Genomic DNA, 18948 nt, shown 5'->3' with positions numbered 1-18948 from the left:
GCGGGGGGTGATTATCTGTTCGCGTGTACGCCCGTCGCGCGGGGGGTGTGGTGTGGAACCCGGTGTTCGCCCGGGTTTGCCCACTCACGACCCGGCGGCGGCAGACCACTCGTCGCGGGTGATGGCGTACTCGACTTCGCCGTGTTCGCTGCCCGGAGCGCGTTCGTGCTCCGGGAACTCCTCGAAGTACGCGCGGACGAACGTCATCCCCAATTTCTCCATCACCCGGCGCGACCGCTTGTTCACCGTCATGGTGCACGCCGTCACGCGGGTGACCCCCAGTTCGGTGAAGCCCTTCTCGAGCAGGGCCGCCGAGCCTTCGGTTCCGTAGCCCTTGCCCCACGCCTTCCGGTGCAGCCGGTACCCCAGCTCCGGCTCGTCCGGCGGGTCTTGCGGGCGCGGGCGGAAATGGAACCACCCCAGGAAATCGCCGGTGCTCTTCTCGATCGCCGCCCAGAACCCGTAACCGGGGAAACGCTCGTAGTAACCGAGGAACGCGGGGAGGTCGAGAGTGACGATCTCGGTGCGGTCCGCCGGCCGGCCCCCATTGAGGTACTTCATCACGGCCGGGTCGTCGTAGAGCTCGAAGAGTGCGTCGGCGTCGTTCTCGGTGAACCGGCGGAAGATCAGCCGCTCGGTTTCGAGGAATACGTGCATCGGGTGATGCTGGCAGGAACCCCAGTGGGTGGCAACGCGATTACGCGGCGGCGGCGGCGAAGACCTCGCCCAGCGCCAGCGAGCCGGCTTCGGTGAGCACGGCGGCCACGCGCTCGCCGCACTTGCCGGGGTGTGCGGGTGCGATCAGGCCGAGCCGCGCGAGGCGGTGCACGGTGGACTGGTCGCAGCAGCTCAGGCCGTCGATGAACAGGTCGGGCTCGCAGCTACAGCTGATCTCGGCGTGGCCCTCGGCCACGGCTCTCAACGTGGCCCGCTCACGGTGGTTCAATTCGGTGATCATGGCGGAGCCTCCTTCCCGTCGTGACCCATTAGACCGCCCACCACCGACAGTTTTCGCCTCTCAGCGTGCGAACAGGGGTATTTCGAGGGTTTCACTTAGGGGTGTGTCGCGTCCTTTCCGGGTGATCCCCGGATACCCCTACGCGAGCGGTTCAATCGTGGTCTTGCGCAGGTGGCGGAAAACGATCGACGTGCGGAAGCCGACGATCTCCCGGCGCAACGCCAGCCGGTCGGCGAGGAACGCGTGGAGCGCGTCGATGTCCGGTGTCGTCACTTCGATCAGGAAATCGTCACTCCCCGCGGTCACGTACACCGAGAGCACCTCCGGCAGCTCCGCGATCGAACGCTGGAACTCGTCGATGACCGCCCGGCTCAACGGCCGCACCTGCGCCGCTACGAGCGCCCGGACGCCGCGGTTGAGGCTCGGCAGGTCGATGTCGGCGTGGTAGCCGCGGATGACGCCGCGTTCGCGCAGCAACCGGATGCGTTCGAGGCACGTCGAGGGCGCGATGCCGACCTTCCGGGCGATGTCGCGGTTGGTCTGCCGCGCGTCCTCCTGCAGGTGGCGCACGATCGCCGAATCAAGTTCGTCCAGCACGCCGTCCTCCGCATCGCCGCCGAATTTCGTTCGGTAGTGCCCCGGCACCGCCGATGTTCACTCTAACTTCAGTCGGCATGACCGCACATGAGCAGCTCGTGGCCCGCCGGGGCCGTCGATCCGGCGTCACCACCATGGTCGCGATCCATTCGACCGCCCTCGGCCCCGCCGTCGGCGGCTGCCGCTTCAAGCCGTACGGCACGCTCGAAGAAGCCGTCGGCGACGTCCTCCGCCTCTCCGAAGCCATGACGGCGAAGTGCGCCGTCGCCGGGCTCGCGTTCGGCGGCGGCAAGAGCGTCATCGCGCCGGAACCAGGACGCGTCCTGTCCCCCGAGGAGCGCCGGGACGTCCTGCTCGACCACGCCGACCTCGTCGCCGACTTCGGCGGCACCTACCTGGCCGGCCCGGACGTGGGCACCGGCCCGGCCGACATGCTGGTGCTGCGCGAGGTCTCGGCGTTCGCGTTCTGCACCCCCGAGTCCGCGGGCGGAACCGGGTCCTCCAGCGGCCCGACGGCGGTCGGCGTGCTCGCTGCCCTGCGGGCGGCGACCGGCGCGGCGGACCTGACCGGGCGCCGGGTGGTGATCAGCGGCTACGGCTCGGTCGGCGCCCACCTCGCGGCGAGCCTGCACGCCGGCGGCGCCGACGTCGTCGTCTCCGACATCGACCCGGCCAAGCGGGCCGAGGCCGAGAACCAGGGCTTGACCTGGGTGGAACCGGAGAAAGCGCTCACCCTGACGGCCGACGTGCTGATCCCGGCGGCGGTCGGCGGCGTGCTGAGCCCCGAGACGGTGGCCCGGCTCGACACGCCGCTCGTCGTCGGCCCGGCCAACAACCAGCTCACCGACGACAGCGTCGCCGGTGAGCTCGCGGCGCGCGGCATCCTGTGGGTCCCGGACTACGTGGCGAGCGCGGGAGGGATCCTCTACACGCTCTCACGCGAAGCGGAGGGCCTGGACCACGCCGCCGCGCTCGCCCGCGTCGAGACGATCGAGCAGACCGTCAGGGACCTCCTGAGCGCCGCGAAGGCCAACGCGACCACCCCGCTGCAGGAGGCGGCCGCGCTGGCCGGACGCCGGCTCACTTCTGGTGCGGCGCCACGTACTCCTTGGCCTCCGGTGCCTCGAACAGCGGCTTGACGTACTTGACGCCGCCCTCGGCCGAAGCGTCCGGGGTGGCCGCGTACACCTGGCGCGTCGCCGGCGTCCCCGGCTTGGAGAAGTCGAGCGCCGCGACCAGGTTGTCCGTGTTCGCCGACGTCGTCTGCTTCAAGGCCGCGGAGATGCCGTCGCGCGTGAGGTCCTTGTTGTCGCACGCCTTCTTCAGCACCGCGCCCCACACTTCGCCGACCGCGTAGCCGTAGGGGACGCCGCCGTTCGGCGTCTCCTTGTACGCGGCCTTGTACTTCGCGGCGACGTCCTTGGCCTTGGGCAGGTCGGCCGAGAACGGCACGCTGCTCGCGACGACCGTGAGCTTGTCCAGCGCGCCCGCGGCGGGGCTCTTCAGCAGCGCCGGGTCGAACGTCGGGTTGTTGCCCAGCACCGGCACGTTCAGCCCGAGCGCCTTGTTCGCCGCGACCGCCGACCCGGTCTGGGCGGGGGTGGTGGTCAGCGCGATCAGCTTGACCCCGGCGCCCTTCAGCCCGGTGACGACGTTCGTGAGGTCGCTGTCGGTCGAGGTGATCTTGACTTCCTTGACCGTCAGGTTGTGCTTCTTCGCGTAGAACTGCGAGCCGCGCAGGCCGTTCTTGCCGTACTCGCCGTCGATGTAGACGTGCCCGATCGTGTCGCCGTCCTTGAGCAGCCCCTGCTCCTGCAGGTACGAGAGGCCGTCGATCATCTCGACGTCGTAGGTGGTGCCGACGATCATCACGTACGGGTTGTCGAGCAGCTCCGAGGACCACGACGCGGGCGCGGCGACGGCCTTGTCGGACGCCAGGTTCTGCTTCAGCGCGGCCACCACCGGCGAGCCGAGCAGCTGCACGAACCCGAGCACCTTCGGCTCGATCTGCGGGTACAGCGTCTTCGCCGTGTCGGCCTTGTAGCCGTGGTCGACCTCTTCGAGCTTGACCTGCCGGCCGCAGACGCCGCCGGCGGCGTTGAAGTCCTTGGCCCACAGCTCGTTGCCCTGGGTGACGCCGAGGCCGAGGTTCTTGAAGACGCCGGACTTGTCGGTCATCACGCCGAGCGTCACCTCGCTCGCCGTGACCCCCTTGCCGGTCTTGACGCCGGAGCTGTCCGAGCCCGACGAGCCCGAGTCGCCCGCTTTCGTGCTGCACGCGGAGAGGACGAGGGCGGCCGCCAGCGCCGCCGCCAGGTGTGTGCGTTTCATGGTTCCTCCGGGGGTTGACGGCGAGAACGGGTGAGGCGGCGGCCGATCGCGGCGAGCCCGCCCGGCTCGAACAGCACGACGAGGATGATCGCGGCGCCGTAGACGAACGAGCTGACCAGGACCGGGGTCAGCGCGCCGTCGCCGGTGCCGGCGAACCAGCCCAGGTCGGCCGAGTACAGGGCGAGCACCTGCGGCAGCCCGTTGACGATGAGCGCGCCGACCAGCGCGCCGCAGACCGAGCCGAGCCCGCCGATGATGACCATCGCGAGGTAGGCGATGGACACGTTGATGCCGTACGTGCCGTATTCGCTCTCGTCCGGCTTGAGGATGTCGAACCACAGCACGGTCATCGCGCCGGCGAGGCCGCCGTAGGCCGACGACACGGCGAACGCGCCCGCCTTCGCACGCAGCACGCTGACGCCCATCACCGCGGCCGCGGCCTCGTTGTCGCGCACCGCCCGCCACGAGTGTCCGACGCGGCCGCGGACGGCGCCGCGCGCGATCACGAACGCCAGCACCGTCAGCAGCAGGAACAGGTACCACGTGCGTTCGGCCTGCCGGATCGGCACGCCGAGCACGGTGATTTCGGGCCCGTCGTTGGTGAACGGGAAGCCGAAGAGCGAGAACGGCGTCGGCGCGCGCCCGGTCGACGTCCCGCCGGTGAGCTCCTCGGCGGACTGCCCGAAGTAGAGGCCGAGGAACACCAGGGCCAGCGAGGCGACGCCGAGGTAGATCCCGCGCAGCCGCCCGGCGACCGGCGCGAAGGCCAGGCCGAGCAGGGCCGTGACGACCACCGCGCCGAGCAGCGACAGGCCCGGGTCGAGGCCGAAGCCGACGACGCGGTCGTCGCCCGTCGGCCCGGACAGCACGGTGTAGGCGGTGGCCCCCGCGAGCAGGAAGAACGCGTGGGCCAGGGAAAGCTGCCCGGCCTGCCCGACCACCAGCGTCAGCCCGATCGCGCCGACCGCGCCGATCATCATGTACTGCCCGGCCTTAAGCCAGGCTGCGTCGAGGTAGAGCGGCAGCGCGAGCAGGACGACCAGCAGGGCGAGCCAGGCCGCGGTGCGCACGAGCTTCCGCCAGTCGCGGCGCGACGGCGGCGTCGCTTCGACGGCCGGTGGGGAGTCCACTTCGGACACAGCGCTGTCAGACACGGGTTCTCTCCCTCGTGCCGAACAGCCCGGAGGGCCGCACCACCAGGACCACCAGCATCACCAGGAACACCGCGCTCTTCGAGAAGTCGAACGAGACGTACTGCGCGGACAGCGCTTCCACGATCCCCACGACCAGGCCGCCGACCACCGCGCCCGCCGTCGAGTCGAGACCGCCGAGGATCGCCGCGGGGAACGCGGCCAGCGCGATCGAGTGCGTTCCCCGCGAAAGCCCGGCGCCGGAGAAGTCCTGCGTGGCGATGAACAGCACGGCCACGCCGGCCAGCAGCCCGGCGACGAGCCACGCGGTCGCGGTGACCCGCGAACTGCGGATGCCCATCAGCGCCGCGGCTTCCCGGTTCTCCGCCTGGGCGCGCATGGCCACGCCCCAGTTCGAGAACTTGAAGGCCAGCCAGAACGCCGTGATGAGCACCGCGGCGACGACCAGCGCGACCAGGTGGGTGCGGAACAGCGTGATCCCGCCGACCTGGAACGGCTTCGCGTCCCAGGCGCCGCCGAGGAACGGCAGCGTGACGCCGAGGCGGCGCACGATCTCCTCGGTGACGATCACGTCGACGCCGATGGTGAGCAGCGCCAGGCTGTTCGCGTCGGCGTGCCGGGAGCGCGACAGCAGCAGGCGCTCGACGGCCAGGCCGAGCAGCCCGGCCGAGACGATGCCGACCAGCGACGCGCCCACCCAGCCCAGCGCGTCCCGCGTCACGACGACGAGGTAGCCGCCGAAGAGCACGAGCGAGCCGTGCGCGAAGTTGACCACCTCGGTGGCCTTGAAGATGATCACGAACCCCAGCGCGAGCAGCGCGAACACCGCGCCCTTGCCGAGGCCGTTGACCGTGAGCTGCAAGAAGGTGTTCACGCCGCCTCCGTGCCCAGGTAGGCCTTGATGACGTCCGGGTCGGACTGGACCTCCGCCGGCGTGCCGTCGGCGATGCGGCGGCCGAAGTCGAGCACCGTGACCCGGTCGGCAATGCCCATCACCAGGCCCATGTCGTGTTCCACGAGCAGGATCGAGATGCCCAGCTCGGCCCGGATCCCGCTGATCGTGCCGGCCAGCTCCGCGGTCTCCGCCGCGTTCATCCCGGCCGCGGGCTCGTCGAGCAGGAGCAGCACCGGTTCGACGGCGAGCGCGCGGGCGAGGTCGACGCGCTTGACGACGCCGTAGGGCAGCGCGCCCACGGGGGCGTCGACGACCGCGCCGAGCCCGAGGAACGCGCAGATCTCGCGGGCCCGTGCGGCGTGCCGGCGTTCGGCGCGGACCGTCCACGGCAGCCGCAGCCCGACTTCGAGGAACCCGCCGCGGGTGAGCGCGTGCCGGCCGAGCATGACGTTGTCCAGCACGGTCGAGCCGGCCGACAGCGCGGCGTTCTGGAACGACCGCCCGACGCCGAGGCGGGCGAGCTTGTGCGGCGCGAGCCCGGTGAGGTCGGTGTCCCCGAGCCGCACGCGGCCGGCGTCGGCCCGGTAGAGGCCGCTGATCACGTTGAAGCAGCTGGACTTCCCGGCGCCGTTGGGCCCGATCAGCGCGTGCAGCGACCCCGGCGCGACGGTGAAGCTCACCTCGTCGAGGGCGCGGATCCCGCCGAACCGCAGCGAGACGTCCTGGACACGCAGTTCCGGCGGCGTCATCCGGCCCACCTCGACAGCGTCCGGCCGGCCAGCTGCTTGCGCGCCTGCTCGGCTTCGGCGTCGGCGGTCTCCTGCGACTCGGCGTGCCCGCCGAGGTAGAGCCGCCGGACGTCTTGGCTGGCGGCCAGCTCGGCGGCCGTCCCGGAGAGGGCGATCCGGCCGACCTCCAGCACCACGGCGTGGTCGGCGACGGCCAGCGCCATCACGGCGTTCTGCTCGACCAGCACCACGGCCGTGCCCTGTTCGTGGATCTCGCGGATGGTCGTCCCGATCTGCTCGACGATCTTCGGCGCGAGGCCCAGCGACGGCTCGTCGAGCAGCAGCAGCTTCGGCGCGGACATCAGCGCCCGGCCGATCGCGAGCATCTGCTGTTCGCCGCCGGACAGCAGGCCGGCGCGCTGCTTGGCGCGTTCGGTGAGCACCGGGAACAAGGCGTCGACCCGCTCGCGCGCTTCGGTCCGTTCGGCGGCGGTCCGGGCGCCGATGCCACCGGCCCGCAGGTTCTCCTCGACGGTCATCCGCGCGAAGACCTGCCGCCCCTCGGGCACACCGACGACGCCCAGCCGGACGATCCGGGCGGGGTCGAGCTTGCCGAGCGCGTGGCCGTCGTAGCGGATCTCGCCGGCGTCGACGGCGCCCCGGTGCATCCGGAGCGTGCCCGAGACGGCCCGCAGCAGGGTGGACTTCCCGGCGCCGTTGCTGCCGAGCACGGCGAGGACGCCGTCGGCGGAGACGTCGAGGTCGACGCCGTGCAGGGCGGGTGTCGACCGGCCGTAGCGCACCCGCAGACCACGCACGGTCAGCACGGACTCACTCCAGGACGCAAGAGGCCTCCTCCACTCGTGTGACGTGTGTCACGGTCGGTGGCGGCCATCCTGCGATCACGCGCGGCTCTCGGACACCCCCACGTGGAGACCCCGCGGGCTACGAAACGGACACGGCGGACTGCCGGAGCGCGGCGAACACCTCGGGCGAGGTCGTGCACTCGCCGAGGCGGACCGGCTTGCGGTCGCCGTGGAAGTCACTCGACCCCGTGGTGAGCAGCCCCAGGCCCGCGGCCACCGCACGCAGCCGGGCCCGCACCTCCGGCGACTGCTCCGGGTGGTCGACCTCGACTCCGGCGAGCCCGGCTTCGGCCAACGCGGCCAGCTGCGCGTCGGAGACCGATGCGCGTCGCTTGACCGACCGCGGATGCGCCAGCACCGCGACACCCCCGGCCGCGCGCACGAGCGAGATCGCCTCCACAGTGGACAAGACGTGCTTCGGGACGTCCGCCCGGCCGCCGTCGGCGATCCAGTCCGAGGTGAAGGCGTCGGTGATGCCCGCCGCGGCCAGCGCCGCGGCGATGTGCGGACGTCCCAGCGGCGCACCGGCGGCGATCTCGCGGACCTGCGCCAGACTGATCGGCGCGCCCAGCTCCTGGCAGCGTTCGACCATCCGCACCGCGCGCCGCTCCCGGTCGGTGCGGATCAGCTCCAGCTCACCGCCCAGCTCCGCGTGCCCCGGATCGACGAAGAGGCCGAGCAGGTGCACCTCCGCGTCGTCGAGCCGGCACGAGATCTCGACGCCGGGGACCAGCTCGACGTCCGAAGCGGCGGAAGCCGCGGCCAGGCCGGCGAACGTGTCGTGGTCGGTGAGGGCCAGCACGGTCAGCCCGGCTTCGGCGGCCAGCCGGGGCAGCTGCGCGGGCGGCGTCGTCCCGTCGGAGGCGGTGCTGTGCGCGTGCAGGTCGATCGTCACCCGGCCGAGGATCTCACAGCAGCCCGGCCTCACTGGCCTTCCCGATCGCCTCGACGCGGTTGCGCGCGCCCAGCTTGTGCAGCGCCGACTGCAGGTAGGTCTTGACCGTGTTGCGCGCCAGCCCCGTCGACTCCGCGATCTCGGGGTTCGTCTGGCCCTGCGCGGCCAGCCGCAGCACCTCGTACTCGCGGCGGGTCAGGCCGCTGCGGGCCAGCGCGTCCGACCGCTGCCCGGCGTCGGGCAGGATCCGCGGGTCGACGACGCGCTCGCCGCGCAGCACGCGCCGCAGCTCGGTCACCAGCTGCGCGCCGGCGGCGTCCTTGAGCAGGCAGCCGTGCGCCCCCGACTCCAGCGCGGCCAGCACGCCCTGGTGGTCGCCGTGCGCGGTGAACACGACGATCTTGCCGTCCGGGTGCACCCGCCGCAGCTCGGTGACTACCTCCGGCGCGAGCATGTCCGGCAGGCGCAGGTCGAGCAGGATCAGGTCCGGCGCCAGCGCCGCGACCCGCTCGATCGCCAGCCGCCCGGACTCCGCGGAGCCGACCACGCTCAGGCAGGGGTCCGAGCGCAGCAGCAGCGTCACGCCGTCGCGGACCACCGGGTGGTCGTCGACGACGAACACGGTCGCGGGCGTCGTGGGGGTCACCGGCGCACCAGCGGCACCCACGCGCGCAGCGTGCAGCCGTCATCGTCGTCCCGGACCAGGCTGATCCGCCCGCCGAGCCGCAGCGCGCGTCCGCTCAGCGTCCGCAGGCCCATCCCGGTGCCGGGGACGGGCTCGCCGCCGCTGCCGTCGTCGGCGACGACCACCTGGACCCCGTCGTCGCTGGGCAGCAGGCTGACGATCACCGAGGACGCCCCGGCGTGCTTCTCGACGTTGAGCAGCCCTTCGCGGACCGCGGCGACCAGCAGCGCGGTCCGTTCGGCGTCCAGCGGCGGCACCGCCGCGAGCTGCACGAACCGCGCCGGGACGCCGCAGCGGGCCTGGAACGAGCGGCAGTGCTCGGCCAGCTCGACCGGCAGCGCGCGTTCCGGGCTCGACTCCGACAGCGCCAGCAGCGACTCCCGCAGTGCGCCGGCCGCCGCCGAGACGTCGCCCTCCAGCCGGCGCAGCCGCGCCTCCAGCCCGGGGAGCTCGCGCAGGTCCGCGTGCAGGTCGCGCACCTGGACGCCGATGGAGAACAGCAGCGCCCCGACGGAGTCGTGCAGCGCGCTCTGCATGCGCAGGCGTTCGCCGGCCACCGCGGCGGTGCGGTCGGTCTCGGCCACTTTCGCCAGGTGCAGGGCCGCGCCGGCCTGGCAGGCGACCTCCTCCATCCGCCGGACGGCGTCGTCACCGAAGTCGGCGGGCTCTCGCATGGCCGCGTAGGCGATGGCGACTGTCTCGCCGCGCGCGACGATCGGGACGGCGAGCAGCGCGGCCAGGCCCTCCCCGCGGACCTGGACGTCGAAGTGGTGGGTGATCGTCGGCGCGCTGACGTAGTCGGTGACCTTCACCGGCCGGCCCAGCGCCAGCACCCGCCCGCCGACGCCCTGACCGGTCGGCACCTCGAGGTCCTGCAGCGCGTCGGTCCGGTTGCCCGACATCCAGCGGATCACGGCCAGTCCCGGCTCGGTGAGCTCGCCGACGAACCCGGCTTTCGCGCCGACGGCGTCCCGGACCAGGCGCGCGGTCCCGTGCAGCGCGGCGACGCGGTCGAGCGTGCCGAGCAGCTTTTCCCGCTCGCGCAGCAGCTCGCCCAGCACGGCGCTGTACTCGGCGACGTGCTCCTGTGCCGTCACGCGCCCACGATCGCACACGGACTGTGGTTTCGGACATACCCGGCTGGAGAGGTACGGGAGCGTCCGGTCGACTTGAATGGGGGCGTGGAGATCCTCACCGACGCCGCCACGCTCGCGCTGTACACGACCGACGCGTCCAACTACCGCCACGTGCCCCGCGGGGTGGTGCTGCCGGAGTCCGTCGACGACGTCGTCGCGGCGGTCGCCGCCGCCCGCGATCGTGACCTGCCGGTGATCGCCCGCGGCGGCGGGACGAGCGTCGCCGGCAACGCGTGCGGGCCGGGCCTGGTGATCGACACCTCGCGCCACGTCGGCGGCGTGCTCTCCCTGGACCCCGAGACCCGGCTCGCGCGGGTGCTGCCCGGCACGGTGCTCGACGACCTGCAGGCGGTCGCGGCGCCGCACGGGCTGCGGTTCGGGCCGGACCCGTCGACGCACAGCCGCTGCACCCTCGGCGGCATGATCGGCAACAACGCGTGCGGCTCGCACTCGGTGGCGTGGGGGCGCACGGTCGACGTCGTCCGCTCGCTGGACGTGCTGCTCTACGACGGCACGCGGCTGCGGGTGGGCCGGGACGAGCCCACCGAGGGCCCGATCTTCGACGAGCTGCGCGCGCTCGTGCGCGACAACCTGGCGTTGCTGCGCAAGGAACTTTCGACGTGGCCGCGGCGGGTGTCCGGCTACGGGCTCGAACACCTGCTGCCGGAGAACGGGTTCGACGTCGCGAAGGCGCTCGTCGGCTCGGAAGGCACCTGCGTCACGATCCTCGAAGCGACGGTCGAGCTGGCCGAGCTGCCTGCTCGTCGCGTGCTGGCCGTGCTGGGCTTCCCGTCCGACATCGCCGCGGCCGACGCCGTGCCGGCGATCCTGCCGTGGTCGCCGCTGACCGTCGAAGGCGTGGACGCCGAGCTGGTCGCGATGCTGCCGGGTCGCGCGGGCGACCTGCCGCCGGGCGGCGCGTGGCTGTTCGTCGAGCTGGCGGGGGACGACCCGGCTTCGCGGGCCCGGGCACTGGCCGCGTCGCTCGACCTGACCGGGTTCGCGATCGTCGACGACCCGGCCGCGCAACGCGGGCTGTGGCGCATCCGCGAGGAGGGCGCGGGGCTCGCGACCCGGCTCGCGGACGGCTCGGAAGCCTGGCCGGGCTGGGAGGACGCGGCCGTCCCGCCCGAGCGGCTCGGCGCGTACCTGCGCGAGTTCAAGGACCTCATGCGGGCGCACGGGCGGCGCAGCGTCGTCTACGGCCACTACGGCGAGGGCTGCCTGCACATGCGGCTGGACTTCGATCTGCTGTCTTCGGGCGGCATCGCGGACTTCCGGCGCTTCCTGGAGGAGGCCGCGGACCTCGTCGCCGCGCACGGCGGATCGCTGTCCGGCGAGCACGGCGACGGCCAGGCGCGGTCCGAGCTGCTGTCCCGGATGTACAGCCCGGAGATGCTGGACGTCTTCGCCCGGTTCAAGGCGATCTTCGACCCGGCCGGCCGGATGAACCCCGGCATCCTGGTGGCGCCGCGGGTGATCGACGCGGACCTGCGCGTACGGGCCACCTCACCGTCCTTCGAGGACAGTGTCTTCCTCGGCTACCCGGAGGACCGGGGGAGTTTCGGGCAGGCGATGCGGCGCTGCGTCGGCGTCGGGAAGTGCCGCAACACCAGCGGCGGCGGCGTGATGTGCCCGAGCTACCGGGCCACCCGCGAAGAGCAGCACTCGACGCGGGGACGCGCGCACTTGCTCGCCGAGATGATCAACGGCGAGGTCATCACCGACGGCTGGCGGTCGTCCGAAGTGCACGACGCCCTGGACTTGTGCTTGTCCTGCAAGGGATGTCTGTCGGACTGCCCGGTCGACGTCGACATGGCGACGTACAAGGCGGAGTTCCTGCACCACCACTACCGGCGGCGGCTGCGGCCGGCGTCGCACTACTCGATGGGCTGGCTGCCGCTGTGGCTCCGGGTCAGCGCGCGGATGCCGCGGCTGGCCAATCTCGTGGGGCGGTCCCGCTTGGCGGGTCTGGTGAAACGGCTCGGCGGGATCGCGCCGGAGCGTTCGCTGCCTTCGTTCGCCCCTTCGCCGTTCACGTCGTCGCGGGCGGATCTCCGGCGCCGGGCGGCGGGGGAGCGTCGGGTCGTCCTGTGGCCGGATTCGTTCAACAACTACCTGACGCCGTCGGTGCTGGAGGCCGCCCACGAGGTGCTCACCGCGGCGGGTTACGACGTCGTGCTGCCCGACCGCGGAGTCTGTTGTGGACTGACGTGGGTGTCGACGGGCCAGCTCGGCATCGCGCGCCGCGTCCTGGACCGGACGCTTTCCGTGCTGGCGCCCTACCTGGAAGACGGCTACGAGGTGGCCGGGCTGGAACCGAGCTGCACGGCGCTGTTCCGCGGCGACCTGCCCGCGCTCATGCCCGGCGACGCGCGCGCGGAACTGCTGGCGTCCCGGACGTTCACGTTCGCGGAGCTGCTGGAGCGGGCGCCGATCCCGTTCGCCGCCTTGGACGTCGACGCGATCACGCAGGTGCACTGCCACCAGCACGCGGTCCTCGGCTTCGGCGCCGACGAGTCGGCCCTCGCGGCGGCGGGCGTCCGCAACACGACGTTGGACTCGGGGTGCTGCGGCCTGGCGGGCAACTTCGGCTTCGAGCGCGGGCACTACGAGGTGTCGAAGGCGGTGGCGGAGGACCGGATGCTCCCGGCGATCCGCGCGGCGTCGGCGGACACGGTGGTGGTGTCGGACGGCTTCAGCTGCCGGACCCAGATCGAGCAGGAGTCCGGCCGCCGTCCGGTGCACCTCGCGGAACTACTGCGCCGCGCGTTGCCCTGAGCCCCACCAGGCGGTCGCCAGGGCGTCCAGCGTGGGCTCCGGCGGCGCCGGCAGGACGTCGAAGTACCAGGGGAAGTTGCTGTAGACGTGCAGCAACGCGTACGCCAGACACCGGCGTGGGTCGATCGGCTGCCCGTAGCCGTCCAGGAAGCGGCGCAGCAGGTCGCTGTCCCCGCGTGAGACGAACAGGCCCACCGCGACGAAGTCGTACTCGGCCGCGCCGCGCATCGCGGGCTCGAAGTCGAACACGCCGGTGATGCGGCCGTCGGCGACCATGACGTGCTCGCGCATGAACTCCGTGTGCAGCGGCACGACCGGCGGCGTCCCGAGGTCGACCGCGTCGAGGAACGCCGGGATCTGCGCGATCCACGTGTCGTCCAGGTCGGTCTTCCGGTGGTGCTCGACGACCTTCGCGCGTTGCGCCGCCACGAACTCCGCCCAGTCCGCGGGTTCGAGGACGGCCAGCCGCGGGTCGTCGACCGCGTGCAGGGTGGCCAGGAGCCCGCCCAGCTCGCGCACCAGCCGCCCTCTGTCCTCCGTGGACAGTTCCGGCCAGGTCTCGGCGAGCGTCCGCCCGGGCAGGCGTTCCATGAGCAGCCAGCCCCAGCCGTCGCGCTCGCCCGCGTCCTTCACCGCCGGTGTCGGCAGGGTGCCGTGCAGTACTTCGAGGACGGTGCGCTCGGTCGTGCTCTCGGCGAGGTGCAGCGGCGGGTAGAGCTTGAGCACCAGGTCGTCGCCGACCGCGTACACCGGCAGCGAGCCCTCGGTGAACGGGACGACGTCGTCCCGGCCCAGCAGGGTCGTGACCGCGGGGAGCAGCGCCGCGCGGGTGAGCGCGGCGAACTCGGCTTCGGTCGCCGCGGACGGGAAGGTCGCCATGATCCCGACCGTACGGCGGGTGTCGAGCGGTTATTCCGTGCGCTCCAGCAGCGTCCTGGTCGCGGTGACCACCAGCCGGCAGATGTCGTCGGGGTCCGCGCTGGCCAGGGGTTCCTTCCCGCTGACCTCGCGGACCAGCGCGATCCCCATCAGCCAGGCGAGCGCGAGGTCCGCGCGCAGCTCGGCGTCCGGGGCGTCGGTCAGCGTGGCCAGCACCCGCGCGTACTCCTCGCCGATCTCCTGGCGGATGGCGGCCGCGACGCCGTCGCTGCCCGAGGAGCGCAGGTAGGTCTCGAGCGTCCGGTTCCGCGGCCCCTCGGGGGCCAGCATGCTGCGCAGGGAGGCGCTGAACAGCCGCTCGGGCGGCGTGCTGGCCAGCTGCTCGCGGCCGTCACGGGCGATCACCGCTTCGAACAGCGCTTCCTTGCTGCCGAAGTAGCGGAACAGCAGCGCCTGGTTGACCCCGGCCTCACCCGCGATGTCGCGCACGGTGGTCCGGTCGAAGCCGCGCTCGGCGAACAGCTTCGCCGCGGCGTCCAGCAACGCCTGCTGCGTCGCCGCCGCGTCCCGTCGCCGGCCGGCCTGTTCGGTCACTGGAGCAGGCTAACCGGCAAACGGGACACGCGCGCTGCTACCCGGTGAGCCGGATCGCCGCGGCCGGGCAGGTCAGCTCGGCCTGGCGGACCGCGTCGTCCTCTCCGGACGCCGGTTCGTCGGCGAGGAGGACGACCGTGCCGGCCTCCTCGTCCTGGTCGAACGTCCCCGGCGCGAGCAGGACGCACTGTCCGGACGCGACGCAGGCTTCGGTGTCGGCGGTGATCTTCACCGGGCTCACCACGTCACCGGAACGGCGTCGACCCCGCCGGCGACGCGGTTGACGCGCACCGGGATGTCCTCGATCCCGGCCGCCAGCCGCAGACCGGGGAACCGGCGGAACAGCTTGGGGAACACCGTCCGCAGCTCGGTGCGGGCGAGGTTGGCGCCGATGCAGACGTGCGCGCCGGTGCCGAAGGCCAGGTGGACGTTCGGCGTGCGGCTCGGGTCGAACTCGTCGGGGTCGGCGAACACCGCGGCGTCGCGGTTGGCCGCGTCGCTGGAGACGAGCACCGCGTCGCCGCGCCGGATCCGCGTGCCGGCGATCTCGACGTCCTCGTGGGCGTAGCGCAGCAGGCCGGTGCCGCTGGTCGCGGTCAGCCGCAGGATCTCCTCGACGGTCTGGTTCACCTCGCCGTCGGGATCGGCGGCGAAGCGGTCGCGCCGGGCGGTGTCGCTGAGCAGGAACAGCGTGCCCATCGCGATGCGCGTCGACGTCGTCTCGTGGCCGGCGAACAGCAGGCCGGTCGCCATCCGGGAGAGGTCGTCGTCGGTGAAGGTCGGGTCGTCAGCCTGGGCGGCGACCATGTCGGAGATGACGTCGGGCTGCTGGTCCGCGCGCTTCGCCTCGGCGAGCTTCAGCATGTAGGCCTTGAACTCGGCCATCGCCGCCTGCGCGTCCTCGCCGCCGTCCATCCTCGCGATCCGCTCGGACAAGCCGCGGAAGTGCTCGCGGTCGGCGTACGGGACGCCGAGCAGCTCGCAGATCACCAGTACCGGCAACGGGAAGGCGAGGAAGTCGGTGAGGTCGACCGGCTCGCCGGGGTTCGCGTCGTGAGCGGCCTGGAGGTCGTCGAGGCAGCGGTCGGTCAGCTCGGCGATCCGGTCGCCCAGCGCCCGCATGCGCGGCGCGGAGAACGCGGGCGCGAGCATCCGGCGCATCCGCTTGTGCTCGGCTTCTTCGGTTTCGAAGTCCCCGCTCGGGCCGTCCTGGATCGCGGCGTTCGAGATGCGCGACGCCTGCTCCGGCGCGGGGTGCGAACGGCCGAAGCGCTTGTCGCGGAAGACTTCCTTGGCCTCTTCGTACGACGTCACGAGCCACGCCGGGTCGCCGGCCGGGGTCAGCACCCGGCTGATCGGCGAGCGGCTGCGGAGGGCTTCGTAGTCCGGGGCGATGGCGAGCGCGTTCGCCCGGGTGAAGGGGAGGCGAGGCGTCTCTTCGGTGGTGGTCATGCGTCTCTCCTCAGTTCGGTTTCGAGGTCGGCGAGCCAGCGGAGCTCGGCGTCGAGCTTGCCGAGGACGTGCCGCAGCGCCGCCCGGCCCCACGGGTCGGCCTGCCCGGCCGCGAGCGCGGTGAGCCGGGCGTGCTCGGTGGTCAGGGCGTGTTTTCGCACGTCGAGGACCCGGGCGCGTTCTTCTTCCCGGAGCCGGCTGAAGCTCCCGACGCGCGCGAGGAACTCCTCCTGGCTGAGCGCCAGCTCGGCCGGGAAGTCCGCGAGCATGTCGTGCAGCAGCTCCCGGCCGACGTCGGTGATCGTGTAGACGTGCCGCGGCGGTTTGGCCTCCTGTTCCTCCGCGCTGCGGCTCACCGCGCCCGCGTCGACGAAGCGCCGCAGGGTCGGGTAGAGCGAGTTGTTCGACAGGGTGTGCCCGGTCGAGGCTTCGACGGCCTTGCGCAGCTCGTAGCCGTGCATCGGCTCGCGGTCCAGCCTCGACAGCAAGAGGATCTCGATCCACACCTAGGTCACCGTAACCTAGTGATCCGTGACTGAGCAATGGCGGATCGTGACAGGTGGGGAGAAACTGTGTAGCTTTGTAAGCAGCTGCTTACAACCGAGCACGGGGGTTCCGAATGACCGTCACCCACACCGAGCCGCTCTCGTACCCCTTCAACGAGGAGGCCGGGCTCGACCTCAACGAGGCCTACGCGGCGGCCCGCGAAGCCGAGGGCATGGTCCGGGTCAAGATGACGTACGGGGAGCCGGCGTGGCTGGCCACCCGCTACGCCGACGCCCGGCTCGTGCTCGGTGACCGCCGGTTCTCGCGGGCGATGGAGAAGGAGAAGGACGCGCCGCGCCGCTCGCCCGTGCAGCGCGAGGGCGGCATCCTGCAGATGGACCCGCCGGACCACACGCGGCTGCGGACGCTGGTGGCGAAGGCGTTCACCATGCGCCGCGTCGAGCTGCTCCGCCCGCGCGTCGCTTCCCTGGCGGCGGAGCTGATCGCGGACATGAAGGCCGCCGGTCCGCCCGCCGACCTCGTCGACCTCTACGCGCTGCCGATCCCGGTCGCGGTGATCTGCGAGCTGCTCGGCGTCCCGGTCGCCGACCGGCCGAAGTTCCGCGTCTGGAGCGACGCCGCGCTGTCGACCAGCGGGTTGACGCCGGAGGAGTTCGAGCGCAACCGCGAGGAGCTGCGCGACTACATGCGCGGGCTGATCGCCGAGCACCGGGCGCAGCCCCAGGACGACCTGATGACGGCGCTGATCGAGGCGCGCGACACCCGCGACCGGCTGACCGAGCTGGAGCTGGTCGACCTGTGCGTCGGCATCCTCGTCGCCGGCCACGAGACCACCGCCAGCCAGATCCCCAACTTCGTCTACGCGCTGCTCGACCAGCCCGGGCAGTGGCAGCGGCTGGTCGACGACCCGGACCTGATCCCGGCGGCCGTCGAGGAGCTGCTGCGGTTCGTCCCGCTGGGCGCGGGCGCCGGGTTCGCGCGCTACGCCACCGAAGACGTCGAGGTCGGCGGCGTGCTGGTGAAGGCGGGGGAGCCGGTGCTGGTGGCGGTCGGCGCGGCCAACCGCGACCGGCTGCAGTTCGACGACGCCGATCAGCTGCGCTTCGACCGCGGCGACACCCACCACCTCGGCTTCGGCCACGGCGTCCACCACTGCCTGGGCGCGCCCTTGGCCCGGCTCGAGCTGCAGGAGGCGCTGCGCGCGTTGGTCACCGAGCTGCCGGGCCTGCACCTGGCCGGCGATATCGTGTGGAAGACGCAGATGCTCGTCCGCGGACCGCGGTCGATGCCGATCGGATGGTGAGCATGACCTGGCACGTGGAAGTCGACGAACACACCTGCATCGGCTCGGGGATGTGCGCCGCGCTGATGCCCGAGGTGTTCGTCCTGGACGGCGCGGTCGCGCAGACGGCGGCGCCGGAGGTGGAAGCCGACGAGACGGTGCTGGACGCGGCGGACTCGTGCCCGGCGATGGCGATCACGGTGACCGACGGCGGCCGCGAGATCGGCCCGCGCCCCTAGGGTTCGAGGCGGCCGTGCTCGGTGACCACGGCCGTGACGAGCTCGTACGGGGTGACGTCGAACGCGGGGTTGAAGACCCGGGTGTCCGGTGGCGTGACCGTCGTGCCGGCGTATTCGGTGAGTTCGCGGGCATCGCGTTCTTCGATGGCGATGCCCGCCCCGGTCTCGAGAGTCCTGTCCACAGTGGACGAAGGCGCGACGACGACGAACGGCACCCGGTGGTGCCGCGCGGCGATGGCGAGGCCGTAGGTGCCGATCTTGTTGGCGACATCGCCGTTGGCGGCGATCCGATCGGCCCCGACGAGCACGCAGTCGACCATCCCGTTCGCCATCGCGGCGGCGGCCGCGCCATCGGGTTGCACCCGGTAGGGGACGCCCTCCTGGGCGAGTTCCCACGCGGTCAGGCGGGCGCCTTGGAGGAGCGGGCGGGTCTCGTCGACGAGGACTTCTTCGACGAGCCCGCGTGCGTGCAGGTGCCAGACGACACCGAGGGCGCTGCCCCACCCGACGGTGGCGAGGCGCCCGGCGTTGCAGTGGGTGAGCAGCCTCAACGGCCGTCGCGAGCACTCCTGCAGCACGACCTCGGCGGCGTGCTTCGAGGCGGCTTTGTTGAGTTCTTCGTCCTCGTCGAGAAGGGCTTTTGCCTCTTCGAGGACGGCGTCCGGACCTTGGGCGAGTTTGGTCATGGCGCGCTCGACGCCCCAGGCGAGGTTGACGGCGGTGGGCCGGGCGGTGGCGATCAGCCGGGCATCGGCCTCGACGTCGTGACTGGTCCGGGCGGCAAGGGCGACCCCGAGAGCACCGGCGGCCCCGAGGGCGGGTGCCCCGCGGACGGCGAGCCGTTTGATGGCGTCGACGAGCTCACCGACGGTCCGCAGGTGCAGCAGCCGGAACTCCCCGGGCAAGGCGGTCTGATCGATGACGACGACGGCGCCATCGTCCCAGTCGATGGTCCTGCGCACGTGCCCTCCC

General features: G+C 72.2%; 21 protein-coding genes. 4 read left to right on the top strand and 17 right to left on the bottom strand.

The window, feature by feature from the left end; translation table 11 throughout:
• Positions 1 to 84: 84 nt before the first annotated feature.
• From ACIRSS_RS47245 to ACIRSS_RS47235, 3 genes are all read right to left on the bottom strand, one after another.
• Complete coding sequence (locus ACIRSS_RS47245) at positions 85 to 657, bottom strand: GNAT family N-acetyltransferase (RefSeq protein ID WP_400908166.1); 573 nt, start codon at positions 655 to 657, stop codon at positions 85 to 87.
• Positions 658 to 697: 40 nt separating this feature from the next.
• Positions 698 to 958, bottom strand: a complete 261-nt coding sequence (locus ACIRSS_RS47240) for a hypothetical protein (RefSeq protein WP_400908164.1) — start codon at positions 956 to 958, stop codon at positions 698 to 700.
• A 138-nt stretch (positions 959 to 1096) separates the two neighbouring features.
• Positions 1097 to 1552 carry an Lrp/AsnC family transcriptional regulator gene (locus ACIRSS_RS47235; RefSeq protein WP_400908818.1) on the bottom strand — a complete coding sequence of 152 codons (456 nt, stop codon included), beginning with the start codon at positions 1550 to 1552 and terminating at the stop codon, positions 1097 to 1099.
• An 80-nt stretch (positions 1553 to 1632) separates the two neighbouring features.
• Between ACIRSS_RS47235 and ACIRSS_RS47230 the strand changes: the two genes are divergently transcribed.
• Positions 1633 to 2694: a Glu/Leu/Phe/Val dehydrogenase dimerization domain-containing protein gene (locus ACIRSS_RS47230; protein WP_400908161.1), complete on the top strand. Its 1062-nt coding sequence runs from the start codon at positions 1633 to 1635 to the stop codon at positions 2692 to 2694.
• Here the strand turns inward: ACIRSS_RS47230 and ACIRSS_RS47225 are convergent.
• The 8 genes from ACIRSS_RS47225 to ACIRSS_RS47190 all read right to left on the bottom strand — a co-directional run bounded on the left by ACIRSS_RS47225 (position 2636) and on the right by ACIRSS_RS47190 (position 10203).
• A complete protein-coding gene (locus tag ACIRSS_RS47225) occupies positions 2636 to 3886 on the bottom strand; it encodes an ABC transporter substrate-binding protein (protein WP_400908159.1) in 1251 nt (416 codons plus the stop codon). The two genes, ACIRSS_RS47230 and ACIRSS_RS47225, sit on opposite strands and share 59 nt — an antisense overlap.
• Positions 3883 to 5016 (bottom strand): branched-chain amino acid ABC transporter permease, encoded by a 1134-nt coding sequence (locus ACIRSS_RS47220; RefSeq protein WP_400908816.1) that lies wholly within the window; start codon positions 5014 to 5016, stop codon positions 3883 to 3885. The genes ACIRSS_RS47225 and ACIRSS_RS47220 overlap by 4 nt, the downstream gene beginning before the upstream one ends.
• 16 nt (positions 5017 to 5032) lie before the next feature.
• Positions 5033 to 5911, bottom strand: a complete 879-nt coding sequence (locus tag ACIRSS_RS47215; RefSeq protein ID WP_400908157.1) for a branched-chain amino acid ABC transporter permease — start codon at positions 5909 to 5911, stop codon at positions 5033 to 5035.
• On the bottom strand, positions 5908 to 6681 hold the full coding sequence (locus ACIRSS_RS47210; RefSeq protein ID WP_400908154.1) for an ABC transporter ATP-binding protein: 774 nt from the start codon (positions 6679 to 6681) through the stop codon (positions 5908 to 5910). Before ACIRSS_RS47210 ends, ACIRSS_RS47215 begins: the two co-directional genes overlap by 4 nt.
• A complete protein-coding gene (locus ACIRSS_RS47205; RefSeq protein WP_400908152.1) occupies positions 6678 to 7487 on the bottom strand; it encodes an ABC transporter ATP-binding protein in 810 nt (269 codons plus the stop codon). Before ACIRSS_RS47205 ends, ACIRSS_RS47210 begins: the two co-directional genes overlap by 4 nt.
• Before the next feature lie 118 nt (positions 7488 to 7605).
• On the bottom strand, positions 7606 to 8421 hold the full coding sequence (locus tag ACIRSS_RS47200; RefSeq protein ID WP_400908149.1) for a PHP domain-containing protein: 816 nt from the start codon (positions 8419 to 8421) through the stop codon (positions 7606 to 7608).
• 13 nt (positions 8422 to 8434) lie between these two features.
• The gene (locus ACIRSS_RS47195) at positions 8435 to 9067 is read right to left on the bottom strand and encodes a response regulator (RefSeq protein WP_400908146.1); all 633 of its coding nucleotides are present in this window, start codon (positions 9065 to 9067) and stop codon (positions 8435 to 8437) included.
• The gene (locus tag ACIRSS_RS47190; protein ID WP_400908144.1) at positions 9064 to 10203 is read right to left on the bottom strand and encodes a GAF domain-containing protein; all 1140 of its coding nucleotides are present in this window, start codon (positions 10201 to 10203) and stop codon (positions 9064 to 9066) included. The genes ACIRSS_RS47195 and ACIRSS_RS47190 overlap by 4 nt, the downstream gene beginning before the upstream one ends.
• An 84-nt stretch (positions 10204 to 10287) precedes the next feature.
• Between ACIRSS_RS47190 and ACIRSS_RS47185 the strand changes: the two genes are divergently transcribed.
• Complete coding sequence (locus ACIRSS_RS47185; protein WP_400908141.1) at positions 10288 to 13023, top strand: FAD-binding and (Fe-S)-binding domain-containing protein; 2736 nt, start codon at positions 10288 to 10290, stop codon at positions 13021 to 13023.
• On the opposite strand, the gene ACIRSS_RS47180 is transcribed toward ACIRSS_RS47185, so the two are convergent.
• From ACIRSS_RS47180 to ACIRSS_RS47160, 5 genes are read right to left on the bottom strand one after another with little or no spacing between them, the layout of a single operon-like run.
• Positions 13000 to 13902: a phosphotransferase family protein gene (locus ACIRSS_RS47180; RefSeq protein WP_400908139.1), complete on the bottom strand. Its 903-nt coding sequence runs from the start codon at positions 13900 to 13902 to the stop codon at positions 13000 to 13002. The genes ACIRSS_RS47185 and ACIRSS_RS47180 overlap by 24 nt on opposite strands.
• A 30-nt stretch (positions 13903 to 13932) precedes the next feature.
• Positions 13933 to 14496 (bottom strand): TetR family transcriptional regulator, encoded by a 564-nt coding sequence (locus ACIRSS_RS47175; protein ID WP_400908137.1) that lies wholly within the window; start codon positions 14494 to 14496, stop codon positions 13933 to 13935.
• Positions 14497 to 14533: 37 nt separating this feature from the next.
• Complete coding sequence (locus ACIRSS_RS47170) at positions 14534 to 14728, bottom strand: ferredoxin (protein ID WP_400908134.1); 195 nt, start codon at positions 14726 to 14728, stop codon at positions 14534 to 14536.
• Between the two features lie 5 nt (positions 14729 to 14733).
• Positions 14734 to 15948 (bottom strand): cytochrome P450, encoded by a 1215-nt coding sequence (locus ACIRSS_RS47165; RefSeq protein WP_400908132.1) that lies wholly within the window; start codon positions 15946 to 15948, stop codon positions 14734 to 14736.
• Positions 15945 to 16454, bottom strand: coding sequence for a PadR family transcriptional regulator (locus ACIRSS_RS47160; RefSeq protein WP_400908129.1), 510 nt, complete (start codon positions 16452 to 16454; stop codon positions 15945 to 15947). The genes ACIRSS_RS47165 and ACIRSS_RS47160 overlap by 4 nt, the downstream gene beginning before the upstream one ends.
• Positions 16455 to 16567: 113 nt before the next feature.
• Between ACIRSS_RS47160 and ACIRSS_RS47155 the strand changes: the two genes are divergently transcribed.
• On the top strand, positions 16568 to 17758 hold the full coding sequence (locus ACIRSS_RS47155) for a cytochrome P450 (protein ID WP_400908127.1): 1191 nt from the start codon (positions 16568 to 16570) through the stop codon (positions 17756 to 17758).
• Positions 17759 to 17760: 2 nt separating this feature from the next.
• Positions 17761 to 17976, top strand: a complete 216-nt coding sequence (locus ACIRSS_RS47150) for a ferredoxin (RefSeq protein WP_372671020.1) — start codon at positions 17761 to 17763, stop codon at positions 17974 to 17976.
• Here the strand turns inward: ACIRSS_RS47150 and mtnA are convergent.
• On the bottom strand, positions 17973 to 18938 hold the full coding sequence (gene mtnA / locus ACIRSS_RS47145; RefSeq protein ID WP_400908124.1) for an S-methyl-5-thioribose-1-phosphate isomerase: 966 nt from the start codon (positions 18936 to 18938) through the stop codon (positions 17973 to 17975). The genes ACIRSS_RS47150 and mtnA overlap by 4 nt on opposite strands.
• Positions 18939 to 18948: the final 10 nt, after the last annotated feature.

Source organism: Amycolatopsis sp. NPDC101161, from assembly GCF_044768185.1.
Taxonomy (GTDB): domain Bacteria; phylum Actinomycetota; class Actinomycetes; order Mycobacteriales; family Pseudonocardiaceae; genus Amycolatopsis.
This window is presented reverse-complemented; position numbering and strand designations above follow the sequence as displayed.

Bases quoted from the DNA above. Each gene is read 5' to 3' on its own strand.
- ACIRSS_RS47245 (WP_400908166.1), bottom strand. From the start codon at position 657: ATGCACGTATTCCTCGAAACCGAGCGGCTGATCTTCCGCCGGTTCACC.
- ACIRSS_RS47240 (WP_400908164.1), bottom strand. From the start codon at position 958: ATGATCACCGAATTGAACCACCGTGAGCGGGCCACGTTGAGAGCCGTG.
- ACIRSS_RS47230 (WP_400908161.1), top strand. From the start codon at position 1,633: ATGACCGCACATGAGCAGCTCGTGGCCCGCCGGGGCCGTCGATCCGGC.
- ACIRSS_RS47225 (WP_400908159.1), bottom strand. From the start codon at position 3,886: ATGAAACGCACACACCTGGCGGCGGCGCTGGCGGCCGCCCTCGTCCTC.
- ACIRSS_RS47210 (WP_400908154.1), bottom strand. From the start codon at position 6,681: ATGACGCCGCCGGAACTGCGTGTCCAGGACGTCTCGCTGCGGTTCGGC.
- ACIRSS_RS47180 (WP_400908139.1), bottom strand. From the start codon at position 13,902: ATGGCGACCTTCCCGTCCGCGGCGACCGAAGCCGAGTTCGCCGCGCTC.
- ACIRSS_RS47165 (WP_400908132.1), bottom strand. From the start codon at position 15,948: ATGACCACCACCGAAGAGACGCCTCGCCTCCCCTTCACCCGGGCGAAC.
- ACIRSS_RS47155 (WP_400908127.1), top strand. From the start codon at position 16,568: ATGACCGTCACCCACACCGAGCCGCTCTCGTACCCCTTCAACGAGGAG.
- ACIRSS_RS47150 (WP_372671020.1), top strand. From the start codon at position 17,761: ATGACCTGGCACGTGGAAGTCGACGAACACACCTGCATCGGCTCGGGG.